The organism is Streptococcus sp. 27098_8_103 (assembly GCF_041432345.1).
GTDB classification, from domain to species: domain Bacteria; phylum Bacillota; class Bacilli; order Lactobacillales; family Streptococcaceae; genus Streptococcus; species Streptococcus mitis_BV.
Window position 1 is genome coordinate 1 of record NZ_JAPVZK010000004.1, and the last position, 24,024, is coordinate 24,024.

Annotated in this window: 16 protein-coding genes and 1 pseudogene; all 17 read right to left on the bottom strand. The window is 41.7% G+C overall.

From position 1 onward, the window contains the following. On the bottom strand, nucleotides 1-4,566 hold a 4,566-nt coding region (locus O3599_RS01670), incomplete at its 3' end, for a DUF1542 domain-containing protein (RefSeq protein ID WP_371511787.1). A 435-nt stretch (nucleotides 4,567-5,001) separates the two neighbouring features. Beyond that, nucleotides 5,002-5,316 (bottom strand): annotated as a pseudogene (locus O3599_RS01675) (hypothetical protein); the annotation flags it as partial. Further along, nucleotides 5,252-6,280: an Rpn family recombination-promoting nuclease/putative transposase gene (locus O3599_RS01680; protein WP_371511789.1), complete on the bottom strand. Its 1,029-nt coding sequence runs from the start codon at nucleotides 6,278-6,280 to the stop codon at nucleotides 5,252-5,254. The gene O3599_RS01680 and the pseudogene O3599_RS01675, both read right to left, overlap by 65 nt. 100 nt (nucleotides 6,281-6,380) lie before the next feature. Next, nucleotides 6,381-8,069, bottom strand: coding sequence for an alpha-L-fucosidase (locus O3599_RS01685; RefSeq protein ID WP_261028098.1), 1,689 nt, complete (start codon nucleotides 8,067-8,069; stop codon nucleotides 6,381-6,383). 1 nt (nucleotide 8,070) lies between these two features. Next, on the bottom strand, nucleotides 8,071-11,859 hold the full coding sequence (locus O3599_RS01690) for a sugar-binding domain-containing protein (RefSeq protein WP_247939252.1): 3,789 nt from the start codon (nucleotides 11,857-11,859) through the stop codon (nucleotides 8,071-8,073). A gap of 184 nt (nucleotides 11,860-12,043) precedes the next feature. Then, a complete protein-coding gene (locus tag O3599_RS01695) occupies nucleotides 12,044-12,928 on the bottom strand; it encodes an SPFH domain-containing protein (protein WP_004235732.1) in 885 nt (294 codons plus the stop codon). Nucleotides 12,929-13,092: 164 nt separating this feature from the next. Next, complete coding sequence (adcA, locus tag O3599_RS01700) at nucleotides 13,093-14,598, bottom strand: zinc ABC transporter substrate-binding protein AdcA (RefSeq protein ID WP_247939253.1); 1,506 nt, start codon at nucleotides 14,596-14,598, stop codon at nucleotides 13,093-13,095. A 9-nt stretch (nucleotides 14,599-14,607) separates the two neighbouring features. After that, the gene (locus O3599_RS01705; protein ID WP_000950030.1) at nucleotides 14,608-15,414 is read right to left on the bottom strand and encodes a metal ABC transporter permease; all 807 of its coding nucleotides are present in this window, start codon (nucleotides 15,412-15,414) and stop codon (nucleotides 14,608-14,610) included. Next, nucleotides 15,407-16,111, bottom strand: a complete 705-nt coding sequence (locus O3599_RS01710; protein WP_049546880.1) for a metal ABC transporter ATP-binding protein — start codon at nucleotides 16,109-16,111, stop codon at nucleotides 15,407-15,409. The genes O3599_RS01705 and O3599_RS01710 overlap by 8 nt, the downstream gene beginning before the upstream one ends. After that, complete coding sequence (gene adcR, locus O3599_RS01715) at nucleotides 16,111-16,551, bottom strand: zinc-dependent transcriptional regulator AdcR (RefSeq protein WP_001249308.1); 441 nt, start codon at nucleotides 16,549-16,551, stop codon at nucleotides 16,111-16,113. The genes O3599_RS01710 and adcR overlap by 1 nt, the downstream gene beginning before the upstream one ends. 151 nt (nucleotides 16,552-16,702) lie before the next feature. After that, nucleotides 16,703-17,971 carry a D-alanyl-lipoteichoic acid biosynthesis protein DltD gene (gene dltD, locus O3599_RS01720; protein ID WP_247939254.1) on the bottom strand — a complete coding sequence of 423 codons (1,269 nt, stop codon included), beginning with the start codon at nucleotides 17,969-17,971 and terminating at the stop codon, nucleotides 16,703-16,705. Next, a complete protein-coding gene (gene dltC, locus O3599_RS01725; RefSeq protein ID WP_000351967.1) occupies nucleotides 17,964-18,203 on the bottom strand; it encodes a D-alanine--poly(phosphoribitol) ligase subunit DltC in 240 nt (79 codons plus the stop codon). Before dltC ends, dltD begins: the two co-directional genes overlap by 8 nt. Before the next feature lie 13 nt (nucleotides 18,204-18,216). After that, nucleotides 18,217-19,461, bottom strand: a complete 1,245-nt coding sequence (dltB, locus tag O3599_RS01730) for a D-alanyl-lipoteichoic acid biosynthesis protein DltB (protein WP_247939255.1) — start codon at nucleotides 19,459-19,461, stop codon at nucleotides 18,217-18,219. Then, the gene (gene dltA / locus O3599_RS01735; protein WP_125410816.1) at nucleotides 19,458-21,008 is read right to left on the bottom strand and encodes a D-alanine--poly(phosphoribitol) ligase subunit DltA; all 1,551 of its coding nucleotides are present in this window, start codon (nucleotides 21,006-21,008) and stop codon (nucleotides 19,458-19,460) included. The genes dltB and dltA overlap by 4 nt, the downstream gene beginning before the upstream one ends. 20 nt (nucleotides 21,009-21,028) lie before the next feature. Further along, nucleotides 21,029-21,160, bottom strand: coding sequence for a teichoic acid D-Ala incorporation-associated protein DltX (locus O3599_RS01740; RefSeq protein ID WP_124787468.1), 132 nt, complete (start codon nucleotides 21,158-21,160; stop codon nucleotides 21,029-21,031). A 223-nt stretch (nucleotides 21,161-21,383) separates the two neighbouring features. Continuing rightward, nucleotides 21,384-22,088, bottom strand: a complete 705-nt coding sequence (locus O3599_RS01745) for an MIP/aquaporin family protein (RefSeq protein WP_125410815.1) — start codon at nucleotides 22,086-22,088, stop codon at nucleotides 21,384-21,386. Nucleotides 22,089-22,157: 69 nt separating this feature from the next. Further along, on the bottom strand, nucleotides 22,158-23,984 hold the full coding sequence (gene glpO, locus O3599_RS01750; RefSeq protein WP_153226479.1) for a type 1 glycerol-3-phosphate oxidase: 1,827 nt from the start codon (nucleotides 23,982-23,984) through the stop codon (nucleotides 22,158-22,160). Between the last annotated feature and the right edge of the window lie 40 nt (nucleotides 23,985-24,024).

A 24,024-nucleotide genomic window follows, 5' to 3' on the forward strand; every position in this document is an offset into this window, starting at 1 on the left:
TTTTTCTGGGTTTGTTACTGCAGTTTTGTCTGCTGGTTTAACGATGTCGTTTCCTGCTTTTGGTTTAGTTGCAGCTTCTGGTGATTTAACTAAGTCTGTTGCTGGAATTACTGCTGTCTTACCTTCTGGTGTTGTTACTGTTGCGTTTCCTTTGTCGTCTACTACTACAGTTGAACCTGGGTTGACTGCTTTAACTTTGTCTTCGATTGCTTTCTTCTCAGCATCTGTAAGTTTTTCTGGGTTTGTTACTGCAGTTTTATCTGCTGGTTTAACGATGTCGTTTCCTGCTTTTGGTTTAGTCGCAGCTTCTGGTGATTTAACTAAGTCTGTTGCTGGAATTACCGCTGTTTTTCCTTCTGGTGTTGTTACTGTTGCGTTTCCTTTATCGTCTACTACTACAGTTGAACCTGGGTTGACTGCTTTAACCTTATCTTCAATCGCTTTCTTCTCAGCGTCTGTAAGTTTATCTGGGTTAGCAACTACAGTTTTGTCCGCTGGTTTAACGATATCGTTACCTGCATTTGGTTTCTTAGTATCTTCAACAGTACGTACTAAGTCTTCTACAGGAATAACTTGTGTTTGACCATCTGGAGTTGAAACTTTAGCATTTCCTTTGTCATCAACTACTACAATTGAATTTGGATTTACAGCTTCAACTGCTGCTTTAATTTTCTCCTTCTCAGCATCTGTCAACTTAGCTGGATCATTTACGACTACTTTATCAGCTGGTTTAACTACGTCGTTTCCTGCTTTTGGATCATTTGCTGTATCAGCAGTTTTCACTACTTGCTCAGGAGTGATGATTTCTTGGTGACCATCTGGAGTTGTAACAGTAACATTTCCATCTGCATCTTGAGTGATTTCTTTAGCATCTGGATTTACTTTCTTAACAGCTTCTAACACCTTAGCTTTTTCAGCATCTGTCAAAGCACTTGGATCATTTACAAGAACTTTATCAGCCGGAATATTCACTTCACCTACAGCTTTAATAGCCGCTTTATCTGACTCTTCAATTCCATTAACAGCTTCTGCTGTTTTCGCTGCATCTACAGATTTTTTAGCTTGTTCTGCAATCTTATCTACTTGAGCTTTAAGATCTTCTTTAGCTTTAGGAGTCAAGTCGTCACGAGCATCGATTGCTGCTTTTTTAGCTGTTGCTTCGTCATCAATTGCTTTACGAGCGTTTGGTTTATCTTCTACAACTGGTACAGATTTTTCGATTTCTTTTTCAGCTTCTTCTTGAAGTTTTTTAACTTCAGCATCTGTTCCAGCTTTATCGATTTCTTTCTTAGCTTCTTCAGCTAGAGCTTTAGCCGCATCTGCTACAACTTTCTTCTCATCATCTGTTGCATCTGGAGTGTTTTCAATTGCTTTCAATTGCTCAGCTAATTTATCATCGATTGCTTTCTTGGCTGCTGGTTTAGTTACTGCTTCTGGATTTACAGCTGCAACCTCATCTACACCTGTTTTCTTAGCTGTATCTACTGCTTTTTGAGCTTCAGCTGCTTTTTCTGGTGTATCTGCGTTGTCTGGTTGTGCATCAATTGCATCTGTTGCTTCTTTCGCTTTAGCTTTTGCTTCTTCTTTAGCTGCTGCTTTCTCTTCTGTTGTTAAATCAGTACGAGCGTCGATTTGCTCTTCTTTCTTAGCTAATTCATCCGCTACTGCTTTTTTAGCTGCTTCTTTGGCTACTGGGTTTACAGATGTTACATCACCAACACCTTTATCTTCAGCACCATCAACGATTTTTTGTGCTGCAGTTGCTGCGTCTGCAGTTTCTGCATTATCAGGTTGAGCGTTGATTTTAGCTAATTCAGCATCTGCTAATTTTTGAGCTTCAGCTTTTGCTGCTGTTTTCTCAGCATCTGTTAAATCGGTACGTTTGTCGATTTCAGAATTTTTAGCTGTTAATGCATTTGCAATTGCTTCTTTAGCATTTTCTTTTGCTACTGGATTAACTTCACCAATTGCTGTAGTCGCTTCTGTTTTAGCTGTATCTACTGCTGTATCTGTTGTAGCAGCATCAATTTTCGCTGTTGCTGCTGTTGCTGCTTCATTAACTTTAGCAATTGCTGCTGTTTTTTCAGCTTCTGATAAGTTTGGATTTGCTTTAATTGCGTCTTCTTTAGCCTTACGTGCTGCTTCTACCTCTGCTTTAGCTGCTGCTTTCTTAGCTACTACTGGGTTATCATTTGCGATTGCAGTTGTACCGTTATTTTGCGCTTGGTCTAATGCATCTTTTGTCGTAGCATCATTGATTGCTGTTAATGCTTTCTCTTTGTCTGCATTTACTTTTGCAATTGCTGCTGCTTTTTCTTCATCAGTAGCGTTTGGAGTAGCATTAATTGCTGCAATTTTCTCAGTTGCTGCTGTATTTACTGCATTAATCGCAGGTTGTTTATCTAGTTTAGTGAAGTCTGATAATGGTCTTGTATCTTTAGATCCATCTGTATATGTCGCTACGATATTGTTACCATCTTTAGTAATTGTAGCAATTTTGTTATCCGTATTGTCTACTGCTTCGCCACGTTTAGATTCTAGATTTTTATCTTCATTCGTTCTAGAATATTCTAATTTCGCTTTGATTTTTGCAAATTCTTCGTCAGTTACTGCTTCTGGATTAGCTACCGCCACTTTCTCTTCTTCTGTTGGCGTAACGATATCATATTTCTTAGCTTGTGCTTTTAGGACAACTCTGAATCCACCTGGATCTGTATTATAAGAACTTCCATTTGCTACATTGACAATACTAGCATCATCTGTATCAGTAGCTGTTGCATAACGAGTAATAATCGGATACTCACCTTTTTCGTCTGTAGGGAATTTACTTGCATCTAGTCCTGGAGTTTCTTTAGTAAGCTTACCAGTGATTTTAATACTTGCAGGTGTCGCTGTTTCACTATCTATTTTTGTGAAAGTTGTATTAAATTCATTGTTGATAACATTCGGATTAGAAGCAGCTACTGGTGGTAAAGTTCTACTTCCACCTTGTAATAAAGTTGCCGATTTGACTTTCCCAGAATCATCATTAAATTTAATGTCGATATCGATATCTTCGTTCGCATATACGTAAACATCTTTTTTACCATCTACTGAGTATGGAATTGATACCGTTGGAGCAACGTTTGTACGTGCAATATTTGAAAGTGGAGTTTCATCTGTTGAATCATCAGTATATGTTACTACTACTTTTTTACTTGTAGTATCAACGTCAATACTTTTCACTATTGAGTTTTGATTGTCTACAAGTTGTCCTTTTTTAGATTCTAATCTTGCATCTGTGCTTGTTTTAGAATGTTCAATTTTAATCTGAGCTTTAATTTTAGCAATGTCTGCTTCAGTTAAGCTATCAATATTCGAAACACCAATTTTTTCTCCGTTAGATGCCGGTTCTTGAATATTGTATTTGTATGTTTGAGATTTAAGAACAATCTTGAAGTATCCATCTGCATTTACACCACTACCTGCGGCTGACATTGTCGAACCATCTTTTGCTGTTACACGAAGGTAACGCTCACCCATAGCAAAGTTTTGATCTTCAGTCTTTGTATAGAATTTTTTATTACCCATGATAGTGTCATTCGGTTGACCTGTCATTCTTACAGTTAATGGTGTATCTGTTTCTGTACTAATTTTATCGAAATTATATCCATATCCATCTGTTACTGTTGTATCATTTACAGCAGTAAATTTCTGATTAGAACCTCTTGTTATTTCAACGTAAGTCACTTTATTTGTTGATGACTCAATCTTAAATTTAACATCAGCTTCTTCTTTGTTATAAACATAGATTTCTTTTGTAGCATCATTCGAAAACTCGGTAGTATATGTAATATTATCTACAGTTTTTGCAGTTTCTGTACGTAACGCATTGTCTTTATCCATCTCTTTTCCGTTACGTGGATCATTAGAACCTGTGTTTTCGATAGAGTTAGAATCAGATTTCTTTTCTGTATTTTCTGCTGTTTTACCTACAGTTTCTTTTCCGTTAGTAGTATCTACTGCTGGAGTTTCTTTTTTCTCTACAGGTTTGTTTTTTAGTTTAGTGTTAGCTGTAGTGACAAGTTTGTTGTAAGCTTTTGTAAGCTCGTCTTGACTTGTTGCATTCACTAATGTAGTTTTTGCAGTTTCTAGTTCAGCTTTTAATACTGCAACAGATTCATCTGTTTTATTAGCATAAGAACCGTTAGCAAGTTTTGCTTCGATTTCTTTAATGTAGCTTTCAAGTTGCGTTTTGTCTAAAGCTGGAGTTGCGGGCTCTGCTGGCTTAGCAGTAGACTCTTCTGCAATTGGTTGTGCTACTGAAGTGCTTTCTGCAGGTTGTGTAACCTCCTTGTCGACCTGAGGAAGTTCAGTATTTTCATTATTAGATTTAACCTTAAGTTCTGATTCGTCTTGCGCTTGAACAGCAGTCATATCAGCCGATACAGCCCCATTACCTAAGAACATGAAAAGAGCAGCAACTGCTACACTAGCTGCACCAAAGCTGTATTTACGAATAGAGTAGCGAGTCACCTTTTCACGGTGCAAACGCTCAACACGACTCATAGAGTTTTTGTTTTCCATTATTGGCTCCTTTATAAAAGTATAATTTAAAAATTCACGCGAAATTAGCCGCTTCTGAAAGTAACGGCTAATGATTTTACCAACGTGAATGATTACCTTATCTATTCTACTTTATTTTTAATATATATGCAAGTCATTTGACTTTGAATTTCTACAAAAAAAAAAAAAGCGTTTTGGGAAAGTAGGTAATTTTCAGAAAATTTTCAGTTGCATTTTTTCTACTTTTTTTAAATAAATATATATGATGTTATCCAATCAATCTTATATAAAAATTTAGGTCAGTTCAGAAAAACAGCGGATATATTTTTCAAATTTATTAAAATAAATAAGTTTGATATATGAAAATAGATATTCTTCTCCATAAAAAAGAAATCGTTCGGAAGAATGACTAAAACAAAACATGCTATCTAGTTCGATAACATGTTCATTTATATTTTACAACAAGGCCTCAAACTCAGCGACAGTCATGCCTAACTGCTGACTTGCAACTTCAGAAGGCAAGAGAACTTGGCGAACGAGATTTACTAAACCTACTTTTAATCCCTCTTCGATACCCTCTGCTCGTCCTCGTTCAAATCCTTGTTCAATACCTTCTGCTCTACCACGTTCTACCCCTTTTTCTTCGGCTCTTTCCAAGGCATAGTCCTGTGCTAACATGGCTTGTTCTTCTCACATACGTAGTTGACTAAACATCTTCCTGTCCTCCTCGGACCAGCTCTTGTAGTCTAGCAGTTGATCTGCCTGGCTGATGGTCTTTCAATAGTTCTTCAAACTCAGTGGCGCTCATGCCTAATTGCTCACTCGCAAATTCAGAAGTTAGAACATGTTGGCGTACCATATCCAGAAATGCAAAAAGTTTCCCTTCTTCCCTTCCTTCAACTTTCCCACGCTCTAGACCTTGTTCAACTCCCTCTGCTCGTCCTCGTTCAAGACCCTCAGCTCGCCCACGTTCTAATCCTTTTTCTTCAGCTTGTTCCAAGGCATAGTCCTGCGCTAACAAGGCTTGTTCTTCTCGCATACGTAGTTGGCTAAACATTTTCCTGTCCTCCTCGGACCAGCTCTTATAGTCCAGCAGTTGGTCTGCCTGGCTAATAGCTCGCTCGGGTTGCTGGGTAAAGGGTTTATTCCCGAAAAACTCCAACCACGGCTTGCGAACCTCATCTTTGCTGGTTTCTCTGTATTTTTTTAGTTCCAAGAATGCCATCTTGACTAGATGGTTTTCTTGTCCATTGTTTGTGATGGTTAAAACTTCACCTGTCGTATCCTCTCTCATGCTAAAGCTATGAAAAGCCAAATCATCTTGGAAATAATTACTATCCACAATTGCAATGGCGTATACTGGTGCGATGTGCTTGTAGCTCTGGTGAGTATTGCGTTCACGTTGCCTAATTTTTTCTAGGTTTTGATTGACCTGACTACACAAATAGGCCCACAAACGATTAATGAAAAAATTCTGATGATGCACCTGAATCTCAATGATTACTTGAGTTCCATTATCCAACTCCGCCAAGACATCAATACTAGTATAGAAATCCTGCGCCGAGTACGGCATGGAAGGTAGTACATGAATATTGCTTCCCTCCAAAATGGTTACATTTTTTGCAGGTAAATCCAACATATCGCGAATAAATTGACAAGTGATTTCTGGATTGCTAAAAATCTTCTTAGCTACCAAATCATTGGTTGGGCTGATGCCCGGATGTCTTAAAGTCATCCATTTCCTCCTTCTATTATACCATATTTTTAAATCCAATTTTGCTAGATTCGATGGTTCTATCTATTTATTCGGAAAGGAAATGAATTGTGAAGATATTTTATCTCGTTTCAACTAAAATATGAGCTTGATCAATCAACTGTCCATCAACAGTCAAATTGAGATAGAAATCCAAGGTCTTATCAGCAGCAAAATACAGGGTTGGTAGATGCAAATCTTTTTTGCATTCCCCTGCTTGGAATTGAAGGATTTGAATCTCGTCCTGATAGGCGACACCATGGACACCTGTCCCTGGTTGAATCGAAATCTTAGCCTCCAAAGGAGTATTACTTTCGCTACGTTCAATCCTAAAATGAAGAGTCTCTCCCTTTGTCACAGCTAGACTTTTTTCTGCAAAAGCTAACCCCTGAACAGCTACTGTTTGTGATAACCTCGGAGTCTTATAGAGTGAAATCTTGGTCAATACAGGCATAGATTGTACCTCGGTAATCATCACGCGCACCTTCTGTGCCTCTACTAGCGAACCTCGCAAGAGACGCTTATAACCAACTGTAAAGCCCTTACCAAATTCTTGCCAGACGCCATCCACCTCTACTTGCACATGAAAAGCAGCGATTCGTTGCCCTAGCTTCAAATCTTCTCTTAACTCAATCACATCAAAAGTTTTAGGTGATCCTAAGTCGAGTTCTAACTGGATTGGCAAGCCTGCATCGCTTGCCCAAGAGCTGGTCTTAAGGCCATCTGTCAAATGGTGACAGGCAAAGTCTGCGGAAAGAGCAGGACCAGATACCTTAGCTCCCAGAGCCAAATCTTCTTTATAGAGCTCATTGCGATAGGTCGCAAATTCATAGAGGCGTTCAATATCCTTTGCATCAAATAGCCCAGCTTGATTCGGCGGAATATTAAGTAGGAGCGGGGTTCCTCTCCCCACTGAGTGAAAATAGATTTCGACCAACTCCTCAAGAGACTTAGGATCCTGCCCTTCATGGTAAAACCAACCCGGCCGAATAGAGACATCTGCCTCTCCAATTGAAAAAATCGTACCCGAGGGATCTCCGTGCTGAAGATAGTCCAGCTCTGCTTCTGTTCCTAGTTTATCAGGATTCACCTTTTGCCACAGTGGATCACCTGCATACCCTCGTTCATTGCCAATCCAGCGGATACTGGTGCCTTCTGTTGAAAAAATTAAGCAATCTCCCTGCAGGTCACGAATGGTTTCAAACCATTTTTCAAATTCATAATTGACCTTTTGAGCGCCCTCTCCTCTGGCACCATCCATCCAGACCTCAGCAAATTTCCCTCCATTTCCATAGGCAGGATTTGATAAAATCTCCTTCAGCTGAGCCAGATAATAGGAATTATAGTCCGCTTCTCGGTCCACATGATAGAGGGGACTGTGGGCGTCCCACGGCGATAGGTAGACCCCCATATCCATATCAAACTCTGTGGCAGCTTGGGATACTTCAAGGAGTAAGTCCCCCTCTCCATTCCTCCAAGGACTGCTCTTGACCGAATAATCTGTATGAGCTGTCGGATAGAGGACAAAGCCGTCGTGGTGCTTGACCACCAAAATCAACTTTTTAAAGCCCGTTTCCTTGAGCACGCGAACCCACTCACGCGCATCTAACCTTGTCGGGTTAAAGCGTTCAGGATCCTCCTGACCCGTCCCCCATTCCTGATCATAAAAAGTATTGGGTCCAAAATGGATAAAGGCTGCTAGTTCATCCTCTAAATAAGCTAGCTGGGCCTGACTAGGCAAGGGCCCATGCGGTTTTATTTCTCTTACCATACTATTTCCTATCTACATTTTTCTTAACTTTTTTGGCATGTACTTGCAACTCTGTTAACGCTAGAGGGCTTGTCAAGTTTTCAAATCCAAGACGAAGGGCATAAGTCTCTACCTTATCAAATTCAAAACGAAGCTCTTCATCCTTGTCGCTTGAAACTTTTCGGATAGCTGATACAGGGCGCCAATTCTCCTCTTGCTTGAGCAGGGAATCCTTATCCAAATGGTTGGGAGTTCGAGGTAAGCTAGGCTCATTCCCTACATAATAATCAATAAAAGTAGGCTCCATCGCCACGTATTCTTGATTTTCAACATAATACAAGGTCACGTTATCCACAAATCGCGGTTTTAAAATCCCTGCATCTCCAAAAAGCATGCCCACGCTGGCTTGCTCTGACTTGGTAATCCAAGTATTGGCTGTCGATTTCTTCCGAGCAATGACCTTGTCATTGAGATATGAGGCTGGGTGATTCGGCTCTGAGTGAGAAGCAAAGACCAGAGGCAGGTTAGACCCTGTCCACTGATTGGAAATAACTTCCCCATCTACACTGGCACCTGTCACATGAATGGTGACTATTGCTGGCAACTCACAGCCCGCTACCTGCCCTGTGAGAACGCATTCTCCTACCTGAGTATAGATTTGAGGATCGAGTTCATCCCAAGTCACCTTGGCTGTATCTCGTCTGCCATCTGATAAGACTAGCTTGACTCGGTCTGGTAAATGTGGGACTTCCTTGACAAGCGTCCAAACCCTTTCAGGTTCAATAGCGGAAATCCCTTGGACACAAACCTGAGCAGAAGCCTTTAAATCCAAACCCTCTAGCTGACCAGATACCGTAAACTCATGAAAGCTTGCCATATCTTCTTCGGATATTGCCTCCCAAACAACCTTGACTCGTTTTGCACTCCCGAGCTCATAGTCCACCAAAACTGAAGATGGCAGCTGTGGATAAGTTCCCTTAGCTGTATACAAGCGAAGTGGTCGTACAGAAACTGCCTGCCCTAGTGAGGTATTTTCTGTGACCTGCAAATGAGTTTGATAGGTTTTCCCTTGATAAATAGCACTGATAACCAAGTCGCCTGCAGACAAGCAATGAAGCACTCCCTGCTTAATAATGGCCTGGGCACTACCACTCGTCTCCCAAATCACTTCACTATTCCCCACCTTGTTCACAGGGTTATCCACAGTTTGTGGATAAAGTCCAATGGCTGGGGAATCCCCTTCTTGTAAACCTGCCTTCTTGTCCACTCGAATCTCAAATAAGCGCTTAGTTTTCAATGGTTGGCAAGCCAAAGCCTCTCCCACTAGGAAATCAAAACTTGCTGGCTCTAGACCTCTGGCACTGGCCTTTACTCTCACTTGACCTACCTGCTCCAAGCTCTGAACTAAGAGGACACCTCTGCCATGGAAGGCTTTCCTCTTAAACCGACCATTTTTCTGAGCCTTGTAACGTTCACGACTGGCCTGCCTACCATTATCCACACCTACAATACGAGCAGGGCCTTCAATTTCAAAATGAAACTGATTGGAAGCAGTCGGCACCCAATTTCCATCCTTGTCCAATACATCAAAATAGAGATAAAGGAGGTCTTGCCCATCTGGCTCCAGTTTTGTTTTCTCGGCATGAAGCCCAATCTTAGCAGGCTTACCTGCAGTCACCACCCTATCTTCTGCCACAAGCTGACCTTGACGGTCATAAGCCACAGCACACAATTCTCCCGGTTGATAAGCCAAACGCCATTCGAGATAGAGTTGGTCAGAACCTTGTCCCTCTTGGTATTTTCTACCATCTGAAGTCCATTTTTCCTGAAAATTCTTCCTACCTTGAGATTTTCCATTTAGAAATAGCTCTACAGAACCAGCATTTGAATACACTCGAACAGGGATATCCCCATACTTATCCACAACTTGTTGATAACTCTTGTGGATTTCCCAATTCCAGTGAGGTAAGATATGAACCATGGGATGCTGATCTAGGTCCAACCACTGACTTTGATAGAGGTAATAGTCATTTTTAGGAATCCCTGCCGTGTCCACGATCCCAAAATAGGAACTCTTTACAGGCGTGTCGTTTTGATTGTGCCAAGGAGTCGGCTCACCGATATAATCCACTCCTGTCCAGATAAACTGACCCGCATAGTCTAGCCGATTTCTATCTACTGTCCAAGAAGCCGTCGCTGTCTTCCCCCAAGGAACCCGATCATTGCCATAGTCTGACTGTTCAAAATTCCGCACGCGGCGATTATCCCCAACCCATTCCTTAGCTGGGCGAAAATAACTATCACGCGTCCTTGTAGCCGATGAGGTTTCAGACCCGTAAAGTCGCCACTTGGGATGTCTTTTGCGAATCCCGTCAATATTGTCTTCCGAGTAATTCAAGCCCACCACATCCAGCAAATTGGCTATCTTTTCATGACCTCCAGACCCATCTCCAAAGCGGAACTGATCCATTCCCATGGTCACAAAACGGCTATCATCAACCTCCTTAACCCTTTCTAGCAAGCGTTTGATCGTCTTCAATGAATGAGCATCTCCATTTGCTTCACTGACTTCATTTCCCAAGGACCACATAAAAATCGCTGGATTGTTCTTACCACGCTCAATCATGGTGCGCAAATCATAATCTGACCAGAAATCGCCTGTTTTCGCTTCTGGATGAGTCGCTTCTTCCTCAAAAAAGCGACCATAGTCATATTCTTTCTTGCCTCCATACCAGGTATCAAAGGCTTCTTCTTGGATGAGTAAGCCCATTTTGGCAGACAGATCCAGCAAGATGCTACTGCCTGGATTATGGGTGATTCGAATCGCATTGACCCCCATTTCCTTCATCTGGCGCAAGCATCTCTCAGCAGCTGACTTGTTTTCCACAGCTCCCAATGCTCCGTAGTCATGGTGCAAACAAACCCCATGAATCTTCAACCAGCGACCATTTAGAAAGAAACCCTTATCCGCTTGCCAATCCATATAGCGGTAACCAAAGGTCTCTTCTTCTTCATTAACCAAAATGCCATTTTTGTAAAGACGAGTCTTCAATTGGTAAAGGTGAGGGGAAGCAATATCCCAAAGCAAGGGTTGAAAAATTGATATTGCTTGTTGGAAATGATGTTTGTCCCCAGACTCAATCACTATAGAGTCTGTCGCCTGCCAGTCTGACAGCTGTTGGCCATCATACCAGATACTCTGTTCCAAATACACCGACACGGACTGAGGCCCATCATTTGAAACCTTGCTTTCAAGCTGGGTTTCCACCCAAGATTGCCTTTGTTCCTTTAGCTTGGGACTTTCTATCTTAATCCCATATAAATCCAGATGCACCGAATCTGTAATCAATAATTTTACTTCTCGGTAAATACCGCTACCAGAGTACCAACGACTGCTAGGTTGCTGATTTTCCACAAAAACCGCAAGCTGGTTGGCCGTCCCATCATTTCTTAGATAAGGCGTGATATCATAAGAAAAGGGCGTATAGCCACTGGGATAATAGCCCAGCACTTGCCCGTTGATATAGACTTGGGCATTCATGTAAACTCCATCAAACAACAAACGCACCGATACAAGACTGGCATCTTCTTCCAAGTAAAACTGTGTCCGATACCAGGCTTGACCACCATTTAACTGACCACCCTCATTTTGCGCTGGCGAATACTGGTCAAAATCATTGTAAATACTCCAGTCATGTGGCACTTGAATAGCCTGCCAATTTTCTCTATGAAAATCCGGCGCCAAGGCCTCTTCTTTCCCCACCTCTTGGCTAAAAAACCAGTGATTTCGCAAAACTTCTTCTCTTCTCATACAAGCATTCCTCTTTAAACAAGTCTATCAATTTGACTATATCACAAAACAAAAGCGCTTTCAACACTTCCTCCATCACTCCCTAAATACTCAGAAAAGATTCTATAATTTGTGGAGGAGGATTTTAATCCTCAAAGCTACAAGGGTAATACAAAAAGAGCCTGACTCCAGGCTCTTTAGTCTATTATTTCTTCTCAGCACGAAGGGCTGACAAGATTTGTGTACGGATATCATCCACACCATTTGGCGTATTTGGTAAAAAGATCGTTTGATTGCCTTTAGAGGCAAAGGTATTCAAGGTATCCAAATACTGGTTGGTCAAAAGAATGGACATGATTTGCTCTTCTGTCATACCAACATTGGCTTCCTTGAGTTCTGTGATAGACTCTGCTAATCCATCCACAATCGCTTTACGTTGTTGGGCAATCCCCACACCATGAAGGCGGTCTTTTTCTGCTTCTGCTTCAGCTGCAGTGACGATTTTAATCTTGTCTGCTTCCGCCAATTCTTGCGCTGCGACCCGCTTACGTTGCGCCGCATTGATTTCATTCATGGATTGCTTAACTTCTGCATCTGGTTCGACCTTAGTAATCAAGGTTTTCACGATAATATAACCGTAAGTAGTCATTTCTTCTGCTACTTGGTGTTGAACTTCAAGGGCAATCTCATCTTTTTTCTCAAACAATTCATCCAAGGTTAATTTGGGAACAGAAGAGCGAAGAGCATCTTCGATATAAGATTTAATCTGAGATTCTGGACGCATGAGTTTATAGTAGGCATCTGTCACGCTCTGCTCATTAACACGGTACTGAGTCGCTACATTCATCATAACAAACACATTATCCTTGGTTTTAGTCTCAACCACAATATCGCTTTGCAACAAGCGCAACTGAATCCGCGCTGCAATCGAGTCAATCCCAAAAGGCAAGCGAATATGAATACCGCTATTGGCAACCTTTTGGTATTTCCCAAAGCGTTCAATAATCGCCACCGACTGCTGACGAACCACATAAACTGTACTCAGTGTGACTATCACCAATAGGAGCACACAAACCACCACAAAAATCATCAAAAATGTTGCCATTATCGTGACCTCCATCATTATTTTTCCTGTATTATAGCACATTTAAAGAAGGCTGTGCAGTTTTAACTGCGATTTTTAAAAATAAAATGTTAACCATCTATTTTGTAACTAAAAAGATAGCCTCATACAAAGCTATCCTTTGATTCTCATCAATGCGCCAACATTTCTTGAGCAATTTCTTGGCCAGATAGGTTATCTGGGTAGTAGGTTGGCCAGTTATCCATTTCTTCAAAGAGGGCTTCTTGACTTGTGCCTCCAAAGAAAATATGGAAATGTTCTGCCTTAACTGGGGCGATATTATGGTCACTAAACTGAACATACTTGAACTGTCCAGCGTCTGCATCTGTGGCTTCAAAAAGGAAGCGCACGCCACGATTGCCTTTCTTGTAAGTTAAGATTTTCTTGCCAACATACTTGTAAGTATATTTCTTGCTTTGTCCACCTTGAACAAATTCCATAGTATTATCAGTAATGTTGATCTTAGTGACATCTGTCTGATAGCCTTTTGTATAGTAAGCCTTGTACTCAGCCTGGGTCATCTTACCAGTCAACTTAGCCTTGTAGTCAAAGACTTGATCAAACGTGCCATCTTCAAGGAAAGGATAAACTGATTGCCAGTTACCTGCATAGTCACTCAAAGTGCGGTCCTTGACGTCTGCATCCTCAAAGTAACCATTTTGAACTGTCTTGGTATCCTCTGCCTTTTCAGGTTCGATAGCTGAACCTTCTTGGTCCGTTGTTTGTTTCAGAGCCTTGAGGTTTTTCTCCATAACGGAGATGTAGTTTTCGCCAGCCTTGGTGTCCTCTTCTGTCAGACTTTCTAAAGGATTGAGGACATCTGTTTTGACACCTGCCTCTTTTGAAAGTGTGTTAGCAAGGGCTTGTGAGGCATTTTCTTCAAAGTAGATATATGCAATTTTATTTTTCTTGATGTACTCTGTCAATTCTGCCAGACGTGCAGCTGATGGTTCTGCATCTGGAGAGAGGCCTGAGATTGCGACTTGTTTGAGTCCATAGTCTAAAGCGAGATAGTTAAAGGCTGCGTGTTGCGTTACAAAGCTCTTTTGTTTTGCTTGAGACAATCCTTCTGCATAAGCCTTATCCAAGGCTTGTAATTTTTCGATATAGGCAACAGCATTCTTCTCAAAGGTCTCTTTTTTATCAGGATAATCTGCTGACAAGCTATCACGGATGTGCTCTACAAGTTTAATAGCACGAACTGGTGATAACCAAACATGGGGATCGTACTCATGGTGATGGCCTTCTTCTCCATGGTCATGGTCTCCCTCTTCTTCCTCACCACCTGGCAAGAGCAACATATCGCCTGTCGCCTTGATGATTTTGACCTTTTTCTTATCCAAGGTATCTAGCAATTTAGGTACCCATGTTTCCATGTTTTCATTTTCATAAACGAAAGTGTCTGCGTCTTGGATTTTGGCAACTGCCTTGGCAGACGGTTCATATTCATGGGGTTCTGTACCAGCACCGATTAGGAGTTCTACATTAGCAGTATCTCCTGCGACTTGCTTGGTAAATTCATAGACAGGGTAAAAGGTTGTCACGATATTTAGTTTGCCATCTGCCTGCTTTTGATTGGAACAAGCCACTAAAAACAAGGCGCATAAACTGGCGAACAATAAGCTAATTTTTTTCACGTTAGTCTCCTATTTGATAAAACGTCTTACTAAACTAATGAGTAAAAAGACAGTTACAAAAATAATGGTAATACTTGCACTTGCAGGTGTTTCTGCATAGTAGGAAATGTAAAGTCCTGCTACCATTCCCAAAAATCCAATAGCACTAGCTAGCAGCATAACCGATTTAAAGTTTTTCCCTAGACGAAGGGCAATACTAGCTGGTAAGACCATGATAGTCGATACCAAAAGAGCTCCTGCAGCAGGAATCATAAGGGCAATGGCCACCCCCGTCACCATGTTAAAAAGAATAGACATGGTACGAACTGGCAAGCCATCCACAAAGGCTGTATCCTCATCAAAGGTCAAAATGTACATCGGACGAAGGAAGAGGAAGGTCAAAATCAAAACAACCGCCGCAATGACAAAGAGGGAAATAACCTGCTCTTCGCTGATAGTAACGATGGAACCAAAAAGATACTGGTCCAAACTCATAGAGCTAGAGCTTTTACCCTTGCTCATGACAATCAGAGAAACAGCCAGACCTGTTGACATGAGGATAGCTGTCCCGATTTCCATAAAGCTCTTGTAAACCGTACGGAGATATTCCAGGAAGACTGCCGCAATCAAGACAATGGCAATAGTGGAAATAGTCGGAGAAATCCCCAGAACCAAACCAAAAGCTACACCCGAAAGCGAGACGTGGCTGAGGGTATCACTCATCAAACTCTGACGACGCAAGATAAGGAAGGTCCCCAATACTGGCGAGAAAAGACTCATGGCAATAACGGCCAGAAAGGCACGTTGCATAAAGTCATAAGATAATAAACTAAGCATGGCCCACCTCCTGATCATTCTCATGAACGTTGAAACAACGCCATGGCGAGTCTTGGTTACGGACTAAATGAATATTGCGGTCCGCATAGTCCTTAACTTCTTCAGGGTCATGAGTAATCATCAAAACAGCCTTGCCATGATGATGGGCGCTGTGGTGCATGAGTTCGTAAAATTCGTTTTTACTTCCTGCATCCATCCCCGTTGTCGGCTCATCTAGGATAAACACATCTGGGTCAGAAGCAAACATGCGCGCAATCACCGCTCGCTGCTTTTGCCCTCCAGATAGAGACCCCAAGCGTTTGTCTCGGTGTTCCCACATACCAACTGAGTCCAAACTAGCCTTGATATGCTCCTCATCATGAGCATTCAAACGACGGAACCAACCTTTTCGCGGATAGCGACCCGACTTGACAAATTCATAAACCGTACTTGGAAAACCAGCATTAAAACTGGCAATCTGTTGAGGAAGGTAAGCTATTCTCAATTTCTTACCCTGGGCATTTGTCTTTGAAATGGTCACCTTTCCAATGCGTGGCTGGAGGATTCCAAGACTGGCCTTGATGAGTGTCGTCTTAGCTGCTCCATTTTCCCCTGTCAAGGTAACAAATTCCCCACTATCAACACTATAATTGATATGTTCAAGAACGGGTTCCTTATCATAATAGAAGGATAAATCCTCTACCGTAATATATCTCATTATTTGATTTCTCCTACTAAAGCAGTCAAAAACCGCTGAATCACTTTTTGTTCATTTGGAGTAAACTGAGTCGCCACTTGTTCATAGGTTAAAAGTGTATGCTCATGGTGATGATGGTGCTCCTCAGCGATTGGACGAGCCAAATCAGTCAACTGATAAAAAATTACACGCGCATCCTTAGGATCTTTAGATGTTTCCAACATCCCTTCCTTGACCAAAGACTTAATGGCCTTGGTAACTGCTGCCTGACTGACATTGAGGCGACGCGCCAACTCTGAATTTGTTAAAGATTCCTCTGACAAGAGCATAAGAATGTGCTCCTGAGTATTGGTCAGGGCCACCTCGCTAGTACAATGACCTATTAGAATTTCATGCTGATTTTCTGCCTGCAAAATCACCTCATTCAAAAAAGCATCGATATCCTTCGCTAGCTGTCTCATATCTGACTCCTTTCCTTTTGGACTTCTCTTTTTTAAGAGAAAATACTATTCTTTGAAAAATTATTTACTGGTTAATTATATCATAACCAAAAAAAGAGTCAAGAAAAAACGTGAAAACCAGTTTCATTCTTGAACTCTTCCATACTATTATCTATTGAAATTCCTTGACATCTCCATCGTATGTCGCCCAGTCTTTGCTGAAAAAGCGCTCATTCAGATGGTAAGTCGGAGCTGGGGTGGGATTGGATAGGAAAGGATCAACAGCTTTGTCAAATGCCAACCAACCTAACCAACCAAGGTGAATGGTATCCTTCATAAAGAAAGCTTCCCCACCGTCCTTAGAAAAATCTGCTATATTGGTAAAACCTTGACTTTCTAACTGGTAGCGAATCTTCTGCACCGTTTGTTGGTACATATCTTCTCGTAAACCAGCATAGTCCATCCATTTTTTATTAACAGGTGGAATGATAAAAATTGGGTTTACCTTGGATTTAGAAAACTGTGTCAACACTAACTGCAAGTCATTATATTCTGGCGACTTGAGATAGGTAAAGCTTTTCTGAGAATCCTTTAATTTCTTCAAATCCTTCTTAATCTGCGTATTATAGAAATAATTCTCCATTCCCAGATCATTATTAGAAGTATTCTTTTCTGCATCTGCTTTAACAACATCTTCTATAGCTTGATAAGAAAACTGGTCTGGCAAGGTCTTTAAATACTTAACTACATGCTTATCATAATTGACATAGCCTCTAACTGAAAACTGACCAAAAAAGGAAGCTTGACGTTCATTAAACCGAGCTAATAATTCAATCATTTCATTGTCTGCAGACGACAATTCTTCTTTACTTGCCAACTTCTGAACCAGGTCCTTCATAGCTACGTTTGGGAACTGCTGTAGTAAGCGAGTCGCTGCATATTGACTAGCCTGATCCCCAGATTGATGTTCCAGAAAACTGGTCAACTGGTCTCCATTAAAATACTGCTGAAAGGCTGCTGGCTCATAGCCATTTTTACTAAACCACTGGGGCGAGATAACATATACAACTTGTTTATTCTCCAGTTGTGGCAGCATCTGTTGCATACCAAAATACTGATTGAGCGAGGCAGCTCCCCTCTGTCCTAAAAGATAGGGGCGATAAGAGCGGTTGTATTTCTCAGCCAATACCGCAGGATGGGCACCGTCAAAACGAAGCCATTCACTGGAGCCAAAGAAGGGAACAAAACGCATATTTGGATCAGATAGTGCTCTGACCTTTTGACTTCGCTCCTTAAAACTATCGATAGTAGTAGCCACCGCCGAACGCTTTTCAGCTCCCAGATCATGGCGCATCTCAGCAGGATAGAAAAAGATAAGCAGAAAAACCAACAAACCAGCTATCAAGACTGGTCCGAAGATCATCCATAAGCGTTTAAGCATTTTGTAGCTCCACAATACCAGCTATGATTTTATTAGCTGTATTCCAGTCGTCGCGACCAAACTCTGTAACAGGGACACGAATGTCAAAACGGTTTTCAATCTCCACAATCAATTCAACCGTGCCCATACTATCCAAGACACCTGCATCAAAAAGATCTTCATCCATCATGTCAGAAACATCTTCCATAAACAACTCATCAATAATTTCGATAACTTCTGATTTGATATCCATATTTTATTTCCTTTTATTTTTTAAACCATAAATCATTCAAAAATCCAGAAAAGATTAAGAATGACAGCATGACGACATGGAAGGTGACAACCATGCCAAGCAACTGAATCCAGCGATTCTCAGGTAGAGCAGTCTTCCCTGCTTTTTTCCGTTCCTTATTGAGCGTTTTTTTCTTGCGAATCCAAGCGTCATTGATGACCAAGCCTAATCCATGAAAGAGTCCATAGGCGATATAGTACCAAGTCACTCCATGCCAAAATCCCATAATCAGCATATTTACAATATAGGCCACGCTTGAGGTTACATTACGATTTTTAAAGACCTTCTTTCTGGTTAACACCATGACCATTCGCATAAAGACAAAGTCACGGAACCAGAAAGAGAGACTCATATGCCAGCGATTCCAAAATTCCTTTAAATCCCTTGATAAAAAAGGCTTATTAAAGTTGATGGGGCTACGGATTCCCATTAAGTTTGAGATAGCCAAGGCAAACATAGAGTAACCTGCAAAGTCAAAGAAGAGCTCCAAACCAAAGGTATACATAACTGCCAATGCATAGGGGTTAAAGAAGCCACCTGACTGCAGGGCTAGATTCTTCAGAGGAGGTAGTAAAGTTTCTCCTAAAACATGAGCTAGGATAAACTTATATAAAAATCCCCACATAATATAGCGAACAGATTCATCCAGCATATCCATCAACTCATCCCGCTCAGGAATGGTCTGATAATTTTCATTAAAACGCTTAAAGCGATCGATTGGACCACTTGAAAAAGTCGGCATGAAGAGAAGAAAACGGAGGAATTCCCAGAGGGTAAAATCCTTAATCACTCCATCTCTCAGCTCGATGATAATCCCAACCGAACGAAAGGTCAGGTAAGAAATTCCCAAAAAACCAAGCAAAGACTGCGTTCCATTGATAGCCGGCTGCACCTTGACAAAGACAATCGGCAGTAGGGACAGAAAACTAACTAGGTAGAAGACCCACTTACCATCCTTACTTTTTCGATAGTGCTTATAGAAGAGCAGGAGCAATATTTCCCAGCACAGATAAATACCCAAGGCAACCAACTGATTAGTCTTCCCACCTACCAACATGGTGACGATAAAGAAGAGACTAACTAGCACTTCATACCAGGCAAAGCGTTTCTTGAAAAAGAGACCGATAAAGATGGGCAAGGTTGCAGCAATCACATAGACAAAATACTGAGGATTACCGTATGGCTCTAAATGAGGAAGCTGTTGAAAGAACTCCATCATCTTTGATTCACCTCGTTAATCAATCCTTTGATATCAATTTTTCCATTTGGAGTCAGCGGCAAACTGTCTCGATAAAGGAATTTGGACGGCATCATATAAGACATCATAATATCTGTCAAGTCTTCCTTGATGGCCTTGGTAATATCGATATCACGTTCAAACTGCTCACGGACACCATCTTTTAAGATGACATAAGCCAATAGATTTTGTACCTTGTGATCTTTGTTATAACGCGGTACTGCAACAGCAGACTCGATAAAGCGAGACTTATTGAGGTTTTGAGAGACATCTTCTAACTCAATGCGGTAACCGTTGAACTTAATCTGGAAGTCCATGCGTCCTCCGTAGAGAAGCAAACCTTCATCTGTCATAGATCCCACATCGCCTGTGTGATAGGCTGGTAGTCCTTCAAATTCAAAGAAGGCTTCTGCTGTTTTTTCAGGATTGTTCATATAACCTTTTGAAACAGCTGGTCCAGAAACAATGATTTCTCCCTGTTCTCCATTTGGCAATTTATTGCCTTCCTCGTCAATGATAAAGGTTGGAGAATCAGCCTTGGTATAGCCGATTGGTAGGCGTTTGAGAGTCGTCAACATCTCGTCTGTCACAGCAACAGCTGACAGGGCTACTGTCGCTTCTGTTGGGCCGTAGGCATTGATAATACGGGCATGTGGGAAACGTTCACGTAGTTTTTGAGCCGTTTTAACCGTCAATTCTTCGCCATCAAAGTAGAAATGCGTAATTCCAGGCATTTTTTCGCTATTAAAATCTTCAGACAACATGGCCATATCCGCAAAAGAAGGCGTTGAAGTCCAGATAGCGATCGGCAATGAAAAGATGGTCGCAAAGAGTTGCTTAAAGTCCTGAGTGATGACAGATGGTAAAGCAAAAAGAGTTCCTCCCAGTGCCAAGGTCGGAGCCCAATACATGACAGACAAGTCAAAAGAATAAGGTGGCTGAGCCAACATTTGCGGACGACTTGGCGTCGCAAATTCCTTGTCCGTAATCATCCAGTTGGTAAAGCTGAGGAGATTATCATGTGAAATCTGCACTCCCTTTGGCTTACCAGTCGTACCAGAAGTAAAGATAATGTAGTAGTTATCATCTCCCTTGACTGGATGCGTGATCTCATAGCTAGTCCCTTGAGCAAAGGCTTCATGAACCTGAGCTAGATTCAACATCGGTGTAGAAACCTGCTCCAATGGAAAGTCTGAAACGGCAATAATCAAGCTTGGCTCAGCTACTTCTAAAATAGCCAAAACTCGCTCCAAGGCCGAATGGCTATCAATTGGAATGTAGGCATGACCTGACTTAGTCAGCGCTACAAAAGTTGCCAACATTTCATATTCTTGGCCACCAAAAACAACCACAGGAGACTTCTCTGGTAAATCCAGTTGATCGATGGCTGCAGCCAAACTATCCGAATCAGCCTTTAAATCTCCATAAGTGTGTTCCTGCCCCAAAACATTGTAAACAGGATAGCTAGGCTGTGTCTGAGCAAAATGCTCAATGGTTTCAATCATATCTACTATTGGTTTATTTGACACAATAGGGATTCTCCTTCAAGTTAAAATTCATTATAGATAAAGCTTCCTTGACCCTGACCAAGATAGCTAAAGAAGTAAAACAGCCCTAGAAAGATAAGAAAATACAAAGCTGTCCGACCAAGAAAGAGGTACAATTCTTTTCTCTGTTTCATCAAGAAAAACCATTCATTTCTGTAATTTTTGCTAAATAAGATAGATTCTCACTATAGTATTTTTCTACCATTGTACCACTTTATAGACTAGTTTTTCAATTGTTTGCCGTAGATTTTCACTAGATTTCAGCTTATTTTAAGGATTATGCGGTTTTTCTATGTATATTTTTAAAAAAGCCTGAGATTTTCATCTCAAGCTCTATCAACATAATTGTTTTCTAAATTAGAAAAGTGAGAATACAAGCACGGCCAAGACTGCACCGATAACAGGTCCCACAACTGGAATCCAAGCGTAAGACCAGTCTCCGTCCCCCTTGTTTGAAATTGGAAGGATGCTGTGCATAATACGAGGTCCAAGGTCACGCGCAGGGTTCAAGGCATAACCTGTTGTCCCGCCTAGTGATAGACCGATACCGACAATCAAGGTACCTACTGCAAAGGTTCCGATACCTGCCTGAAAATCGTAAAGACCCAATGCAAAGATTGTCAATACCAAAACAAAGGTTCCAAGGATTTCGCTAATCAAGTTTGACACAGTATCTTTGATGGCTGGTCCTGTGCTGAAAGTAGCCAAAATATTTCCTGCGTTTTCTTCTGCTTCGTAGTGAGGTTTGAATTGCAACCAAACCAAAATCTGACCCAGCATAGCCCCTGCGAACTGGGCTAGGATGTAAGGGAAAACGGAAGCCCAAGGCAGACCACCTTTTAAAGCCACACCAATTGTCACAGCTGGGTTTAAATGAGCTGGACTAAGTTTTCCAGATACAAATACTGCAACCGCAACTGCAATCCCCCAACCCATAGTAATCACAATCCAACCTGAGCTATTGCTCTTGGTTTTAGGAAGAACTACACCTGCTACAACACCATTTCCTAGAAGAATCAGGATTAAAGTCCCCAAAAATTCTCCAAATAATTCATTCATCATCTTTATGTCTCCATTAAAAAGAAGGGGCGGGCGACAAGGATTGTTGCCCGCCACCTCTTTTATTTTTTCTTAATTTTTTAATTCTGCTAAATCATTGTTAGCAAGAGCTGCTTCGACATCCGCACGGTAGCCTGCTTTTTCATCTTCTGACCAGTCATAGAATCGTCCCATTTCATCCAAAACTGGCTCAACGATACTATCCAAACTATCACGCATAAAGAGCATGTGGTTGGTACGACGAAGGAAGAAGTCAACTGGGCTGATAGCCAACTCATTGCGCATTGCATAGTGAAGGGACAAGGTGTCCGCCAAGCTGAGTCCTGGCGCTTGTTCCAAGCTGTGAGCAAGTGCAAAGACCTTCGGTGCATTTGAACCGTAAAGATTTGCCAGATAGTGAGCTTCCTTGCTATCCAATCCACGTGAAACTCCAAGTTGCGCAAAGGCTTCGATTTCTGAATCCACATTTGCTGGGTTCAATTCTCCACCTGAAACAGGATAAGTCTTAGAATTGATCAGTTTAAAGCTGCGATCAAATTCTGCTTTAAGGATATCAACCACACGCTCCATAGCTCCTTCAGCCATCTTACGGTAGTCTGTGATTTTACCACCAGCAAGGGTCAAAAGGCCATTGTCATCACGATCCAAGCTCGAACCACGTGAAACTGCAGATGGATCCAAATGTTTCTCAGAGGTACTGCTTTCAAGCTTGCTGACAGCAGACTCAACATCTTCACGCGTTTTTTCTTTCGATAGATAAGCTTCGACAGTCGCAATCAAGGTATTAAAGCTTTCGTCGCTAATAGTTCCGTTATTTCCGCCATTGTAGTCAGAAGCGCTATTGCCTGCAATCAATGGACGAAGACCTGCCCAGCTGCTTTCGATATCATCAATGGTAATGTTAGCTTCTGGGAAGCGGTTGTTGACAATGCCAAGTAGATAATCTACATCTTCCTGAGTCACTTTTGGATGTTCCAAATCACCTGTGTAGTCTGTATCCGTTGTACCAAAGTAAGTCTTGTTTTCACGTGGGAGAACAAAGACCATACGACCGTCACCCAAACCTGTATCAAAGTAAACCGGCTGTGAAACCTTGATCTTGCTTGAATCCACTACCAAGTGAACTCCCTTAGTTGGACGCATTTGTGAGAATTGTGTTCCCTTATTAGACAAATTACGCACCTTGTCGCTCCAAGGGCCTGTTGTGTTGATCACCAGACGCGCCTTGATTTCAAAGACTTGGTATGTCAACAAATCACGAGCTACAACACCTGTAATCTTGCCACTTTCGTCAAAGAGGAAGCCTTCTGCCTTCACGTGGTTGGCAATGAGGGCACCGTCTTGGTTGGCACGTTTGATATTTTCAATCACGAGACGCGCATCGTTGTTACGGAAGTCAAGGTAAACCCCACCTCCTACCAAGCCTTCTTTCTTCAAGTTTGGCTGGCGTTCCAAGACTTCTTCCTTACTCAAAACCTTGTTTGCAGCTGGTGTGTTGTTAACTCCGGCCAAAAGATCGTACAAGTCCATAGCTACTTTAAGACGGAAGAGGCTAAAGGTCGCTCCATCTTCATCGTAAACTGGCAAGAGCATTGGGTCCGGTTTTGGAATGTGTGGTGCGATTTGTTGAACCACTGCACGTTCAGAAACCGTATCTGATACCACTTCTACGTCGAATTGTTTGAGGTAACGAAGACCTCCGTGAACCAATTTTGTTGAACGGCTGGATGTTCCTTCTGCGAAGTCCTGCATTTCAATCAAACCAGTCTCAAGACCGCTAGCTGCCGCTTGCAAGGCTACACCAGCCCCTGTGATCCCCCCACCGATAATCAAGAGGTCCAGGGTACGTTCCTGCATTTTTTTAATTGATAATTCACGTGTTTTCTTTGAAAATTCCATATTTACACACTTTCTAACTGAGTCGCTTTATTCTTAAACT